Annotated in this window: 16 protein-coding genes; 3 read left to right on the top strand and 13 right to left on the bottom strand. The window is 46.9% G+C overall.

The window, feature by feature from the left end; all coding sequences use genetic code 11:
• Positions 1-13 precede the first annotated feature (13 nt).
• The 4 genes from HYW89_02780 to HYW89_02765 all read right to left on the bottom strand — a co-directional run bounded on the left by HYW89_02780 (position 14) and on the right by HYW89_02765 (position 1,726).
• Positions 14-766: an alpha/beta fold hydrolase gene (locus tag HYW89_02780; protein ID QQG44915.1), complete on the bottom strand. Its 753-nt coding sequence runs from the start codon at positions 764-766 to the stop codon at positions 14-16.
• 43 nt (positions 767-809) lie between these two features.
• Positions 810-1,289: a hypothetical protein gene (locus tag HYW89_02775; protein ID QQG44914.1), complete on the bottom strand. Its 480-nt coding sequence runs from the start codon at positions 1,287-1,289 to the stop codon at positions 810-812.
• Positions 1,290-1,352: 63 nt separating this feature from the next.
• Positions 1,353-1,556, bottom strand: a complete 204-nt coding sequence (locus HYW89_02770) for a hypothetical protein (GenBank protein QQG44913.1) — start codon at positions 1,554-1,556, stop codon at positions 1,353-1,355.
• On the bottom strand, positions 1,553-1,726 hold the full coding sequence (locus tag HYW89_02765; protein QQG44912.1) for a hypothetical protein: 174 nt from the start codon (positions 1,724-1,726) through the stop codon (positions 1,553-1,555). The genes HYW89_02770 and HYW89_02765 overlap by 4 nt, the downstream gene beginning before the upstream one ends.
• A gap of 112 nt (positions 1,727-1,838) precedes the next feature.
• Here HYW89_02765 and HYW89_02760 point away from each other — a divergent pair, with 112 nt between their 5' ends.
• Positions 1,839-4,070: a hypothetical protein gene (locus HYW89_02760; GenBank protein ID QQG44911.1), complete on the top strand. Its 2,232-nt coding sequence runs from the start codon at positions 1,839-1,841 to the stop codon at positions 4,068-4,070.
• 24 nt (positions 4,071-4,094) lie between these two features.
• On the opposite strand, the gene HYW89_02755 is transcribed toward HYW89_02760, so the two are convergent.
• The 7 genes from HYW89_02755 to HYW89_02725 all read right to left on the bottom strand — a co-directional run bounded on the left by HYW89_02755 (position 4,095) and on the right by HYW89_02725 (position 9,000).
• Positions 4,095-5,369, bottom strand: coding sequence for a UDP-N-acetylmuramoyl-L-alanyl-D-glutamate--2,6-diaminopimelate ligase (locus HYW89_02755; protein ID QQG44910.1), 1,275 nt, complete (start codon positions 5,367-5,369; stop codon positions 4,095-4,097).
• Positions 5,366-5,851 (bottom strand): hypothetical protein, encoded by a 486-nt coding sequence (locus tag HYW89_02750; GenBank protein ID QQG44909.1) that lies wholly within the window; start codon positions 5,849-5,851, stop codon positions 5,366-5,368. Before HYW89_02750 ends, HYW89_02755 begins: the two co-directional genes overlap by 4 nt.
• Positions 5,848-6,783 (bottom strand): peptidoglycan bridge formation glycyltransferase FemA/FemB family protein, encoded by a 936-nt coding sequence (locus HYW89_02745; GenBank protein ID QQG44908.1) that lies wholly within the window; start codon positions 6,781-6,783, stop codon positions 5,848-5,850. The genes HYW89_02750 and HYW89_02745 overlap by 4 nt, the downstream gene beginning before the upstream one ends.
• Positions 6,780-7,361: a Holliday junction branch migration protein RuvA gene (gene ruvA / locus HYW89_02740; protein ID QQG44907.1), complete on the bottom strand. Its 582-nt coding sequence runs from the start codon at positions 7,359-7,361 to the stop codon at positions 6,780-6,782. Before ruvA ends, HYW89_02745 begins: the two co-directional genes overlap by 4 nt.
• 45 nt (positions 7,362-7,406) lie before the next feature.
• The gene (locus tag HYW89_02735; protein ID QQG44906.1) at positions 7,407-7,808 is read right to left on the bottom strand and encodes a hypothetical protein; all 402 of its coding nucleotides are present in this window, start codon (positions 7,806-7,808) and stop codon (positions 7,407-7,409) included.
• A 76-nt stretch (positions 7,809-7,884) separates the two neighbouring features.
• Positions 7,885-8,289 carry a hypothetical protein gene (locus HYW89_02730; protein QQG44905.1) on the bottom strand — a complete coding sequence of 135 codons (405 nt, stop codon included), beginning with the start codon at positions 8,287-8,289 and terminating at the stop codon, positions 7,885-7,887.
• A 432-nt stretch (positions 8,290-8,721) separates the two neighbouring features.
• Positions 8,722-9,000 carry a hypothetical protein gene (locus tag HYW89_02725; GenBank protein QQG44904.1) on the bottom strand — a complete coding sequence of 93 codons (279 nt, stop codon included), beginning with the start codon at positions 8,998-9,000 and terminating at the stop codon, positions 8,722-8,724.
• Between the two features lie 37 nt (positions 9,001-9,037).
• Between HYW89_02725 and HYW89_02720 the strand changes: the two genes are divergently transcribed.
• Positions 9,038-11,071, top strand: coding sequence for an excinuclease ABC subunit UvrB (locus HYW89_02720; GenBank protein ID QQG44903.1), 2,034 nt, complete (start codon positions 9,038-9,040; stop codon positions 11,069-11,071).
• A gap of 21 nt (positions 11,072-11,092) precedes the next feature.
• Entirely contained in the window at positions 11,093-11,356 is a 264-nt protein-coding gene (rpsT, locus tag HYW89_02715; GenBank protein QQG44902.1) for a 30S ribosomal protein S20, read from the top strand.
• On the opposite strand, the gene HYW89_02710 is transcribed toward rpsT, so the two are convergent.
• Both HYW89_02710 and mutM read right to left on the bottom strand, forming a co-directional pair.
• Complete coding sequence (locus tag HYW89_02710) at positions 11,353-12,264, bottom strand: hypothetical protein (GenBank protein QQG44901.1); 912 nt, start codon at positions 12,262-12,264, stop codon at positions 11,353-11,355. The genes rpsT and HYW89_02710 overlap by 4 nt on opposite strands.
• Positions 12,265-12,368: 104 nt before the next feature.
• Positions 12,369-13,163 carry a DNA-formamidopyrimidine glycosylase gene (gene mutM / locus HYW89_02705; GenBank protein QQG44900.1) on the bottom strand — a complete coding sequence of 265 codons (795 nt, stop codon included), beginning with the start codon at positions 13,161-13,163 and terminating at the stop codon, positions 12,369-12,371.
• Positions 13,164-13,337: the final 174 nt, after the last annotated feature.

Below are 13,337 nucleotides of genomic sequence, written 5' to 3'. Positions count from 1 at the left end.
CGAAACGCGACCTTTAAAATTTTTTAAGCCAGCCTATCAGCTCATCCATAAACTCCGCGTTTTGCTCAAGCATGACGGTGCCGTGTCCCGAGTTCTGGAAAATTTTCAATACACGCTTATCGCTAAGAGGGGTCTGGGTGGCAAGCATCTGCACGGACTCAAACGAATAAGAATCTTCTTCGCTCGCAACTAAGTATACTCCCTGATTTGTCTGCAACCGCTGCAGGGCGGAGTCTATTTTGACTCCGCGATAATCAAGCCCCGGGGAAAGTAAAATCGCAGAATGCGCCTCCGCCTTATCCACAAGATACTGCAGCGCGAGATTTGCTCCAATGGACGCGCCGGCAAGAGAAAGTTCGACGACCCCTTTTTCTTTCAAAAACTCGGCGGCCGCCTCAACGTCCAAACGTGACGCTTGGTGTTCCTCGTCGGAAAATTTTTTATACCCCTCCGGTCCTCCTTGCGATTCGCCGTGCCCACGAAGATCAATGGCAAGCGCCGAAAATCCGGCGCTTTGCAATTTTTCCGCAAAAGCAGTCCAACTTTTTCTATTCGCAGGCATCATATGAAGGAATAAAACGCCTCTGCTTCCACCGGAGTAAAAATCCCCAGCAATTGTGACCCCATCCCTTGTTTTTACGACTATGGGTTCGCTCATAAACGTTGCGCCTTTTATCGCGCCCCGCTGCACTGTTTCTCGGAAAAAGGCAAGATAACCCGCCCCACCCAAGAATACCAAAAGTAAAATAACCCAGAGCGGCCGCATATGAAGTATAGTACTACAATATCCTTAGTTAAAAAAGGCCGCCTTAAGCGGCGGGGAGAAGAAAACTTTTCTTCAAAACTAATCCTGCTTCTCTGCAAAAGTCCTCCCGGGAAACAAGACGTCGAGATTTTATATAGCGCATCTCCATAAAAGCCTCCAGCAGTCTTCGCGCCACATCTTTGGCCCACAACCAATTGGTTTCGTACGAAGTGCCCACGGCCTCCCAATAGATAAAAATAACAGAACTTCCGAAAGCCGGATGCCGTACTACTTGCGTTTTAAAACCTTCGTCGGTAGTAACAAAGACACAAAGCTGCCGAGGAAAATTTATTTTATGATATTCGTCAACGGCGCCAAAAAGCAGCGGGTCGTTTCGGTAAATCTGTTCGGGGAAAAGTTTACGGCAGGAAAGGTGGTGTGCAAAACCAAGGGCCGGCTCAAGAAGATTGGTAACCGCATTCCATGGGACGCAACAGTCGTAATAAACAACAATTGTTGTGGGATCTGCCGCCTCGTGTTCCACGCCAACCCAATGCTATTGGATCTATCTATTATGTTACGCTGTTTGGTGAAAAAATCAAAACAACTAATCAAACCTCTTTTCTTTGATGTGCCGTTCAATCTCCTCACGCAGAAGCGTTACTTTGGTCTGATCCAGCTCTTCCAGCCGCCGCCACATAGAGATGCAGTGCCTACAGCCCTTGGCATTTTTTATATATTCTTTATACCTCCAGAGCGAATCAAGGTCTTCAGAGAGCTGGTGAATAAGATCGTGGTTGTGATTTTTCATTTTGATGGTTTATTCTTTAATCTTTTTTTAGAGTACACCATAAAGGTTTTAGCGACAAGTTCACTTATTCTCTTCTCTGCTTCTTCGGAATCAAAAACCCCCCGGCGTATCCGGGCTTTTTCGCGGCGCAAAAATTTGCGAATTGAATTCGGCAGTTCCGTTCTGGACATGAGTTTTAGTATAACGAATAAACACAACGTTGCAACTTGCGGGTATTTCCTTGACCGCAGGGTCTAATCGTGATACGATTACCACGAAATTCGCTCTCTGACAAGGTGAAAAATGGGAAACCCGCACGAAGAGCTACCGATGGTGCAGATTCTCGCACCTGATGGCTCCGTGACTGATCGCGACCTTTTACGAAAGTTTTGGCCGGATGGGGAGACGCTGCACAAAATCTACAGAGATATGCTGAATATGCGCCAACTCGGGATATGCGGAATGGAGGAAGGAACGCGACCACCCAACGACCGGGAACCACTGATGACTATTTACATTTCTCCGGAAGGAGAAGAAGCGGCCCTGGCCAGCGTATATGCGTTAAAAAGAGGTGACAGAATTCTCTACTATGCGCGCTCTCACGAAGTTGCTTACGCCCGGCGAATCAGTATCCCGATTATTTTTGATCTATTTTTCGGCGTTCCGAATCCAGAAATTATAAAAATATCGCTTGAAAAGAAAGTTGACCCGCCCTATGGGGTTGTGGGTACAAATATGCCGCTGGCGGTGGGAATTGCTTTGGCACCAAAGATTATTGGAGAAAAAGAACCGGTAGTCGCTACTTACTTTGGCGACGGCGCAACCGCAACTGCTGATTTTGCAACCGCCCTTAATTGGGCCGCAAGGTTTAGGACGCAGGTTTTGTTCTTATGCCTGAATAACGGCATTGCCATCGCCACTCCAACTGAACTGCAGGGCGCGGTTCCTATCCTGCAAAAAGCCCGAGGCTTCGGCCTTAACGCAATACGCGTTGACGGAAGAGACCCCATAGCAGTGTATGCCATCACTAAAAAAATGCGTGCTTGGATTGAAGAAAATAAAAGGCCGGCCCTGATTGAACTTATGGTGGACAGGCGCGCAAAACATACCAATAGAGCCCCGGGCCTACAACTGACCAAGGAAGAGGAGGCGGCGCTCAAGAAACAACTTGACGAACGCGACGCCATTAGAAGGACTTCTACTTTTTTGCTCTCGCCATCAGCAGAAGAACTTCTAGGAATTCATTGGACAGAATCCGAAGATGTAGAGCTGCGTCGTATGACAACTGCCTACGTCAGAGAAGAAGCAGAGAACTCTTATAAGAGACTCGCAGAGGCGCTGAAAAATGGAAAAGGTAAGGCAATCGTTGATAGAGGCGCTTCGTTGGTCCGTTCTGCCAGAAAAGTGAGCGATGCTGACGCTATTTCCAAGATGCGCGTTGAGCCAGAAGTCATTGAAAACGCCACTGGCGGCGACGCCCTACGTTTTGCGCTCTATGATTCTACGATGCGGGATAGACGCGTCTTCATGCTGGCACAAGATGGTGGAGCACTTGGGGGCGTGCACCTGATTACTGCTCTGCCCACTGACTATATCAAAAAACACCTTCCTGATTATGCCTCAATGGCCGGACACAAATTTTTTCCTCTTCAGAAAATTGCCGGAGACAAACGCTGCATTGACGCCCCGCTTGATGAACGCGGTATTGTGGCCGTAGCCACCGGCGCTGCTATGTACGGTCTCAAGCCAGTGATAGAAATTCAGTTTTCTGGTTTTGCAACTATTGCCTGCGAGAAAATTATTGAGGCGGCAGACATTTACCTGCTGCATGGAGAAGAATTACATTTAGTTGTTCGTCTCCCCGACGGAGGGGGAAATTATATGGCCAAACACCGCGAATGCCTTGTACCGCACTTTCTAAATACTCCGGGACTTAATATGGTATATCCCTCTACGGTTCAGGATTTGTACGACATGCTTTCTGCCGCAGTTTTAACAACGGGAGAGCCGGTGCTTTTCTTTGAACATAAAGAGCTGTACAACAATATCAGGGGAAGACTCGTCCGTAGGCCGCCGGAAAAATCAGTAAAGGAATTCGGACACCGCATTGCACATAAAGGTAAAAACGTAACTATCGCAACTTTCGGAGCAATGGTGCATACCGCGATTGAGGCCGCAGAAGCTGTTAAGGCAGACGGTATTTCGGTTGAGGTTATTGACCTACGGGTACTCTCGCCGTTCAATCCCGATATGCTCATAGAGTCGGTAAATAAAACCGGGCGGCTAATTACTGCGGAGGAATGTCCGCGTCAGGGCGGCATTGGCGCAGAAATAGTTGCGGCCGTATCGGAATCAGAATATACATATCGGCCAAAATCCCAACCAACTAGAGTAGCCGCACCTTTCGGTCCGCATCCGCCCGGGGCATTCTGGAAATATTATACACCACAAAAAGACGCAATAATCACTGCAATTAGAAAATCAGTAAATACTCCTTGGCTGACACCCACAGCCGGTAGTCGAAACTTGTTCTAGTACGCCCTTTAACGGGGCGTTTTGTTAATCAAGCTTTTGCAGCTCTTCTCTTACAACCCTACGATCGTCCCACGGAATTTTCGTATTATTCGGTCCCATAATCCACGGCTCGGCCCCCTTGCCGGTAATAACTACCGTGTCTCCCGCTTGGGCTGATTTTAATGCATTATAAATAGCCTCGCGCCTATCAAGAAAGCTTTTAGCTTTTAGCTTGTAGCTTGTAGGGATGCCGCGTTCTATGTCCTCTATAATAGCCGCTGGATTCTCGTCATATGGATCTTCGTTGGTTAAAATAATTTCGTCGCAAAATTCAGAAGCAATTTTCCCGAACTCTGGCCTCTTCCACTTATCGCGCCCCCCGCCAGCCGCTCCCAAAACACATATCAATCTTTGGCTCTTGGGCCTCAAAAACTTGTACACCTGCCGCAACGAATCCGGCGTATGAGCATAGTCCACCATCACCGCAAATGGCTCACGCTGTATAAACTCCATGCGGCCGGAAATATTATCAACCCCAGAAAAGGCCGATGCAATTTTCTCAAGTGAAATCTGCTGGCTTAATCCCACTGCCGCTGCGGCCAAAATATTATAAAAATTAAACTCGCCCATGAGCGGAGAACGTATGGTCGCGCCGTTAACTTCAAACTCCACACCGTTGTCAAACATTGAATGTTTGACAATAAGAGAATTTACCGCATCTTTACCATAATACATTTTGTGCGCTGCGGTAGCGGCAGAAAAACGAGCGGCCCGCGGATCATCTTGGTTAATAATCGCCAAACCCTCTTTAGGAAGACGCCAGAAAAGATCAAGCTTGGCGCGAAGGTACTTCTCAAAACTTCCATGCGCCTCAATGTGTTCCGACGCGACATTGGTTAGAATCGCAACGTCAAATTTTATAAAACGATGCCGAAATTGCTTTATGCCCTCGGAAGTAACTTCCAATACCGCATACTTGCACCCACTGCGGCGGGCGCGGTGCAAAAAATGCTGCACAAAAAATCTTCCCGGCAAAGTCATTTTATAAAAATTTTGTTCTTCGCGGTCTCCGATTACAAAACTAAGCGAGGAAATAGAGGCAACCTTATACCCGCCCCTTTTTAGTATCTCGCGAACCAGCTCAACTACTGTGGTTTTTCCTTTGGTGCCGGTCACCCCTATCACGGTAAGATTCCGCGAGGGGAAGCCGTAAAAAAGAGCCGCAAACCATGCCAGGAAAAAATGATACAAGGGCTGCAGAAATAAAAAAACACCCCTTGGTATAATTTTTTTAACTGTTCCTGCGATGGAGTCAATCACGGTCTATTTAATACACCGCCTATGTAAATGAGTATGACGACCAGAGTATTGGACAAAATAGTCAATAGAAAAGAGTCAAAGTCATATCTCGGAGAAACAAAAGCTAAAAGTGTTGCTGCTGCCCCGAAAATGGTCCATAAAACCACAAAAAGCTCACCTAAATATCGCGAGGGGTAAGATCTCTTGCGTTTGCGGATTTCTTTAAGAATTACATAGACGGCCAAGGCGCCAAAATATGGATTCTGTAAAGAATCCAGCAGACTTCGCAGTTGCGGCAGATCGTCAGTCAACTTACCAAAAAAAACAACCGCAAGAAGCGCAAGGTACATATAAGTAAACGCGCCCAAGAAAACAAAAATCCAATCCACCACTTCCCGTCTGAGAAGCGCCTCGCACTCCTCGTCATTAAATATTGCCGGGTCGTTGGTTTTCTCCAGTATTCCGCGGCAAAACGCTCTCTTTATTTTTTTATTCAGCTTCATAAAACGGCCTTTGAAATTTTATAAATACCATACCAAAACTGCCCATAAATTATATCAATAGAATCCGGATATTCCACTACTTCTCCACCAAACCCAAGTTTAAATCTTGTAATCCCCGGCCACTTTTTTTCATCAATCCCCCACATATCGTAGAACGAAAACCCGCGGCGTTTGGCATCCTGCATGATGCGCCAGTGAAGAAGATGGGGCGCCATCACCTCTTTGTGTTCACGCAGAGAGGCACCGTGAAGATAAGTTACTGTTTGTGAGGGCTTAAAGAAGTTTATCAGGGCGGCTGCGATTAGTGTCCTCCCTTGTCTTGCAAAAAAGAGTTCGTTGGAAAAATTATCGGAACAAGCCATAAGAAGTTTTTCGTAGTAATTTTGCTCGTGAGTATAAAACTTGTCCCGACGCGCAGTCTCCACCAACAACTTCCAAAACTCTTCCAGCGCACCCGCCTGATTTACCCCTACCCCGTGGCGTTCTGCAAGTCGTATATTATAACGCGTCTTCTCATACATTGCGCCCAATAAGTCTTCTTCGGATTTTTGTAGGTTAATAACCAAGCTTTTTTGCGGCTGAAGCGCTGCACTTGTTTGAAATTTGCTTGCCAGCCGTAGCCTTGGCAGAGGCGGGGAATTTGTACCTAGGCCTTTCTTGGCCGGGATCCCGGCCGCCCAAGGCGGCCTAGGGATAATTTGGGGTTGTTCGGTTGGGTCAATTTTTAGAAAAATACTTTTCTCGCGTGCGGCGATTTTTGCCGTCTCTCTAAAAAACTGTTCCGTCGGGGCCGAGGGGCGCGGACAGTATAAATAGTTGAAGCCGAGCGGCAGTGTGTGCTGAATAACAAGCGCCCCACCAAGACGCCATGTTTTTCTTCCCACTGATTTTTGGAATTCTTCCCATTCTTTAGACTGTAAGAACGATATCATTGGGCTCGGCTAAGTTTCTTTAGCGCCTCTTTTACGCGTTTTTCAACACTGGAAACTTCTTGCGGAATCTGCTGCAGTGCTTCTCGCGCTTCCCGCTGCGAATATCCCAGAGACACCAATGCCTCCAGCGCGTCAGCTTCTTCTTTTAATTCCGGCGCTTCAACCAAAACTCCGCGGCCAGCCATTTTTTCCCTAAGTTCAATTATAATTTTCTCCGCGGTTTTGCGGCCAATGCCGGAAACTTTAGTCAGATACGACGTATCGCCGGAGGCAATTGCTTTTCGCAGCGTATCAATCGGCGCAACACTCATTACACCCAAAGCAGTTTTGGGTCCAATGCCCGGGACTTTAATTAAAATTTCAAAAAGTTCAAGTTCGGCAAGGTGTAAAAAACCATAGAGTTCCAGCGCGTCTTCCCGCACGTATTGATGCGTCCAGACTTTGACATTCCCTCCTTTTTCTGGTATTTTTTTGAGAGTTTCTGTTGAAGCAAATACGCGATAACCAACATTGCCAACGTTTATTATAACGAGGCGCTCTCCTTTTAGTTCAACTTGGCCGGAAAGAAATGAAATCATTGCACTTTTATAGTAACTTTATTCAACAAAAAGAAAAAGCCGGTATTAACCGGCAGATGGCCTATTATTAGAATCAACAATGGGGGTGCCCAGAGCAACGCCAGAAGCAAGAAGCCAAACAAAAACTGCGCCAGCAATGTTGATTGAATAACCCCCTAAAACAAGGGCTAAAACCGCAAGTCCTATTACTAAACCGCCCACTCCTAGGCTTTTCAAAGCGCGTAGGAATGGCCGCGGAGGTGTTGCTGTAAAAAACAGAAGCCATAGGGCAACCGAGTAAAGAAACCAAAGGGCTAACACCAACCACCTAGCGTGTGGGATGGACGACAAAAGATGTGCCGGACCAACAAAAACGTCAACCAGTACTGCCAGCAAAAAACCAATCGCGAGACTAAGGCCGACCCTCGTTGTTTTCTTCACGGTTTTACCCCCAAAAGGTGCTTTCATTATGGTATGAAGTTCAAACTAAAAAGTCAAGCTTTTGGGGTAAAGAAAAAGCCAGCGCGTGGGCCGGCAACCATTATTAGAACGTTATGGAGAGAACGATCTCGCAATCTGACGCATTTTGAACAATCTCTACACCACCTTCGTCGCTTCCACACTGTTGCTTCACAGTGGCAACAAAACCGTCTTTCCGTAAACGCTCAGCAACCATCACTGCACAAACCGCATTCACTTCAGGGGTTCCAGCATACAAACCGCAACTCCATCTAAGCTCGCAAGACCGCTCACCCCTATTGGCGGCCTCCCGTATCTTAGCAAGGGCCCCCCGATAAGAGCTTTCTACTTCGGGTTCTAGTAGTTTTCTCAACTCAGCATTTTTGCGATCCTTTTCTTCCCTACGTTTCTTTTCCTCACGTTTATCTTCCTCGACACGCCGCTCCAACACCCTATCGGAAACTTCCCGCATCTGCCGTGCTGTTGTCATAGCATACCCCCCTCAGGGCTACCGTTCGTATCTTATGCAAACAAGGAATCTATGTCAAGTTTTTGAAAAAAGAAAAAAGCCGGCAGAGCCAAGCTCAACCAGCATGAGATTGATAAAAAAGATTGGGTCAGTCTGAGCGCAACCCGTAGAGAAATTCCGGCGCAAGCCCTTCACCGCGGCACCAACCGCCAGAATCGGATACTCTATGACTATCCATAACTGCTATATGACCACCCATAACCTGGGCCCTTCTAACTGGATGCCTGTCGCGGCAATATGGACAAACACCCTTAGTGACGCCCGCCAGAAATTCCATTTAGTGACCCCTTTTTAGTACCCGTGATCTAATCAAAGAGTATCAAACAACTTTACCAGTGTCAAGTTTTCGTTTTTGAAAAAAGAAGAAGCCGGTATCGTGCCGGCTAAATATTACTAGTTCTTAGGACGAAGTAGGTGTTCCTCTACTATAAATTTAAACCCACGGACACCAACCAGTTCAAAAAAGAGTTTGTGCGACCGGGGTTGGACTTTAATATGTTCGACGCGGGCATCCACCAGAATGTGAGTGACGGGATGAACCAGCAATACTGCGGTGTTAACTGGATATCTTATCGGTGACAGACCCTGTTTCTCGCAATGTGCCGCTTCTTCTTCTGTTTTATAAACCTCATCACAAATTATGCATTGAAACCACATTAAGGGTTTAGGCACCCCTGACTCCTCATAAAATAACTAGGGTGAGTATATTATGAAGTTTAGACTTGTGTCAAGTTTCAGGCCGACAGGCGACCAACCCCAAGCCACCGATCAACTGGTGGCGAATTTGCGTGCGGGCGCGCGACACCAAACGCTTCTTGGGGTCACGGGCAGCGGAAAAACCTTCACGATGGCAAACGTAGTTGAGCGAGTTCAAAAACCAACGCTGGTTATATCGCACAATAAAACCCTTGCCGCCCAACTTTATCAGGAATTTAAAGAATTTTTTCCGGAAAATGCCGTGCATTATTTTGTTTCCTACTATGACTACTACCAGCCCGAGGCCTATATTCCGCAGACCGACACCTACATTGAAAAAGACGCCAAAATCAATGAGATGATAGATGCCCTGCGCCATGCCTCTACCGCTTCTTTACTGACGCGAAACGACGTAATCATCGTTGCCTCTGTTTCCTGCATCTACGGCATTGGCGACCCGGAAGAGTATCAGAAAATTTCAGTGGAATTAAGGGTTGGCGAAAAACTTTCCCAAAAAGAACTTATTAAACACCTGATACTGCTTCAGTACGCGCGTAACCCCATTAACCCCCGCCAGGGCCACTTTCGCGTTAGAGAAAATGTGGTTGAGATTTATCTTCCCTCCGGAGAAGACATTGTTGCCGTAGAGTTTTCCGCCAAAGGCGGATCCGCCTCGGGCGGAGAAAAAAATAAAATCATTGGCGTCAAACGGCGCTCAATCGGACTACAAGCTTTCAAGATTTTCCCCGCCAAACACTTTGTCACCCCGCAGGAAAAACTGGAACTTGCTATTGTAAATATCCAAAGAGAACTTAAGGGGCGGCTTGCAGAGTTAAAAAAGCAAGGAAAAATTTTATCCCGACGATCGCTTTACGATGTCGGGGTCCCGACTTCCTTATCTAAAGATATAAACGAAGCGTCGGGAGAAGCGGCCCGCCTTAAACAACGCACGGAATTTGATATGGAGATGCTCCGTTCAACCGGCTATGTAAACGGAATTGAGAACTATTCGCGCCAACTTGATTTTCGCAAGCCGGGAACTCCGCCCCACACGCTTATTGACTATTTTCGCTACGCCCACGGCAGCGATTTTCTAACTTTTATTGACGAGTCGCATGCTACCGTACCCCAAGTCCGCGGAATGTATAATGGCGATCGGGCGCGAAAAGAGGTGCTCATTAAATACGGATTTCGTCTGCCCTCTGCTTTGGATAACCGGCCGCTAAAGTTTGAAGAATTTAATAAAAACGTTGGCCAGCTAATCTATGTATCGGCAACTCCGGCTCTGTACGAAATAGAAAAATCTCGTCCGCACATTGTTGAACAACTAATAAGGCCGACCGGAATTCTTGACCCGCAGATTGAGGTTCGTCCCACCAAACACCAAATTAAAGACGTAATTGCTGAAATAAAAAAGCGCGTGACTAAAAAAGAGCGCTCGCTTGTTATGGCGCTTACCAAAAGGCTCGCCGAGGATATTGCCGAATATTTAACCGAGGCGGGAATTAAGGCCGAGTACCTGCATTCGGAAATAAAAACGCTGGAACGGCCGGAGATTCTGAAAAAACTTCGTGAAGGAGAACACGATGTCTTGGTGGGAATTAATCTTTTACGGGAGGGACTTGATCTTCCCGAGGTTTCATTTATTGCAATTCTGGATGCTGACAAAGAAGGATTTCTGCGAAATGAAACCACCCTTCTGCAAATTATTGGCCGCGCTGCGCGCCACATTGACGGGAAAGTAATACTCTATGCGGATACCTTGACCGGCTCAATGAAGGCGGCGGTAAACGAAACCAACCGCCGCAGGGAAACCCAGAAAGAGTATAACCGTAAACACGGCATTACCCCTCAACAAATCAAAAAAGAAATTAGAAAATCAATTTTGGCGGAACTTAAAAAGGAAGAAGAGATTCCTCTTCCCAAGGGCCCAACCAGAGAAATCGTAAAATCTCTGGAGCGCGAGATGAAACGCGCCGCAGGAGAGATGGATTTTGAGCTGGCGGCGCGAATACGCGACCGGATTAAACAATTGACAGCAGAGTAAATCGCACTTACTATAATACTTATGCCCATTACTCAATCCGCGAAAAAAGCGCTGCGTCAGTCCATGCGAAGGCGCGTCCAAAACCTCAAAAGGAAAGAGGCGTATAAAACCGTGGTCAAAAATATTAAGAAGCTGGCCGCTGCGGGAAAACAAAAAGAGGCAGAAAAACTTCTTCCCCAACTTTACAAAGCGCTGGACAAAGCCGCCAAAACTCACGCTATACACAAAAACAAAGCCAGCCGCCTAAAGTCGCGGCTGACAAAACTCGTTTCCAAAAAAATTTAAGACCTTTGGGTCAAGAGTCGGAAGAGGGACTCGGCGGGCTTGGTAAGGCCCGTTTTAATTTTAAAATCCTCCTCAAGAAAACGACCCATGGTTGAACGAAGATGTTCTACCGGCAGACCACGGCTGACGGCCGCCGCTTTTTTTACTACAAAAGGATGAATACCCAACGATGCAGGGACAACCCTATTCTCGGATGTATAGGTTTTTACGGTAAGGAGGGTTCGCGCGTGATTAACAAGGTATGAAAAAATTCCAAGCTCATTCTCCCCTTGCGCCAGAAGCCCCAAAAGGTTAAACAGGGCCTCGCGGCGCGATACGAAAAAGGTGTCGCCGAGCTGGAAAATGCTGCGCTCGTCAATAGTTTGCGGGTTAGTGGTCGCGGATTGCGGGTTAGCAACAGCGATTTTATCCAACTCGCTGGATATTGCCCAAAGATCACTGCCCAATATTGATAGTTTGGCAAGATGCACAGGAAAAAGACGTACCCCCAGCTTTTTGGCCTCCTCCTGTATCCAGCGGCTTACCGCCTCACGCGACAATGGTTTAAACTCCTGGGTTTTGCTTAGATACGGTTCTATTTCTTTGAGCCGTTTTCGTGTGGTATCATCCAGTTCGCGTTCCCACAAAAGAAGCACGGTGTCCCGAGACTCTTTTATTTCTTTGGCCGCAGACAGCACGTGGCCAAATTGCTCACTCCCGGACAGAGCGCCCTCAATCACAATCAGCTTTTTGGGACTGAAGAGAGAAGACGTTTGGGTAAAAACCTTTAGCCGTGACATATCGTCTTCTTCAGCATCAAGACGGTAGAAACTTAACGACGAGCCGGTTTTAGCGCGGTATTCTTCAATTATTTCGCGTAGTTTTTTCCGGCTCCGATAAGTATCTTCGCCGTAAAGAAGATAATTCATCCCGTTAGAGACTTATGGTTAATCTTAATAATTAATAAGTTTTGTGTTGGTAGCCCATACTTAATTCTTGCCAAGAACAAGGCTGCGTCTCTAACGGGATTACATTATTTCTGGTGTTTGGGGCAAAAATGCGCCGAGCGGCTTCCTATTTTAATGCGCTTGATAGTTGCGCCGTCACGCAAACATTGCTTCCCTGCCCGCTGATACGCTTTCCTTATTTTATAGTATCCCCCTTCTGTTCCGTCCGGTTTCCGATAGTCCCGACTGCTGGTGCCTTCTTTTTTGATGGCCAGCAAAAGAACATGGCGCATTGCTTGATAAAATTTTTTAAGTTCGCGTCCAGAGAAAGTATTTGCCCTTCGCGTTGGCCTTAGACAAGCGTACCACAAAATTTCATCAGAGTAGATATTGCCAATTCCGGAAATAACTTTCTGATTGAGAAGAAGGTTTTTAATCAGCGCTGGGCGTGGACTCACTAAACTTTTAAACTCATTAAACCCCAGACTTAACACATCGGGTCCGGCTAGTTTCCCACTCGGTTTAAGAACCCTGCACCACCCAAATTGACGTATGTCGTTAAAAACAAGGTCATTTCCTCCGGACAACTTTAGCACCAAGCGGTCATGTATTTGTTTTTCTTTCGGATTCCAAAAAAGCCGGCCGGTCATCATCAAGTGAATCGCAAGTCGTGCGCCTCCCGACAACTCAAGAATTATATTTTTCCCAGTCCGGTTAACTTCACTTATCTTCCTGCCGGCAACGGCCCTATTTAGTTCCTGCGGGTTCTTGTGCCCGCGCGCCACCCGCCTACCCCTTATTTCCATACTCAAAATCCGCTTTCCGCGGATTTTGGGTCTCAAAAATCTCACAATTGTTTCTACTTCAGGAAGTTCGGGCATAATTTGTCCTCATAAAACATTTTTGGTGTTTATCCCCTATACCCATGACACTTTTGCTTTTTCAATAACCAATCGCAGGTCTGCCCGCCGAAGCCTTGGCGTAGGCGGGGATTTTCCCTCGGCCCTCTGTAGCTTTACTACGTCCATCCGAAGTCTATGACGAAGGAGGATGCG

The sequence above is a fragment of the Candidatus Sungiibacteriota bacterium genome (assembly GCA_016432465.1).
Lineage (GTDB): Bacteria > Patescibacteriota > Minisyncoccia > Sungbacterales > HO2-52-23.
This window is presented reverse-complemented; position numbering and strand designations above follow the sequence as displayed.

Coding starts and splice junctions, on each gene's coding strand:
- HYW89_02770 (QQG44913.1), bottom strand. CDS start 1,556: ATGAAAAATCACAACCACGATCTTATTCACCAGCTCTCTGAAGACCTT.
- HYW89_02735 (QQG44906.1), bottom strand. CDS start 7,808: ATGAAAGCACCTTTTGGGGGTAAAACCGTGAAGAAAACAACGAGGGTC.
- HYW89_02710 (QQG44901.1), bottom strand. CDS start 12,264: ATGAATTATCTTCTTTACGGCGAAGATACTTATCGGAGCCGGAAAAAA.
- HYW89_02730 (QQG44905.1), bottom strand. CDS start 8,289: ATGACAACAGCACGGCAGATGCGGGAAGTTTCCGATAGGGTGTTGGAG.
- HYW89_02780 (QQG44915.1), bottom strand. CDS start 766: ATGCGGCCGCTCTGGGTTATTTTACTTTTGGTATTCTTGGGTGGGGCG.
- HYW89_02720 (QQG44903.1), top strand. CDS start 9,038: ATGAAGTTTAGACTTGTGTCAAGTTTCAGGCCGACAGGCGACCAACCC.
- HYW89_02760 (QQG44911.1), top strand. CDS start 1,839: ATGGGAAACCCGCACGAAGAGCTACCGATGGTGCAGATTCTCGCACCT.
- HYW89_02745 (QQG44908.1), bottom strand. CDS start 6,783: ATGATATCGTTCTTACAGTCTAAAGAATGGGAAGAATTCCAAAAATCA.
- HYW89_02765 (QQG44912.1), bottom strand. CDS start 1,726: ATGTCCAGAACGGAACTGCCGAATTCAATTCGCAAATTTTTGCGCCGC.
- mutM (QQG44900.1), bottom strand. CDS start 13,163: ATGCCCGAACTTCCTGAAGTAGAAACAATTGTGAGATTTTTGAGACCC.
- rpsT (QQG44902.1), top strand. CDS start 11,093: ATGCCCATTACTCAATCCGCGAAAAAAGCGCTGCGTCAGTCCATGCGA.
- HYW89_02750 (QQG44909.1), bottom strand. CDS start 5,851: ATGAAGCTGAATAAAAAAATAAAGAGAGCGTTTTGCCGCGGAATACTG.
- ruvA (QQG44907.1), bottom strand. CDS start 7,361: ATGATTTCATTTCTTTCCGGCCAAGTTGAACTAAAAGGAGAGCGCCTC.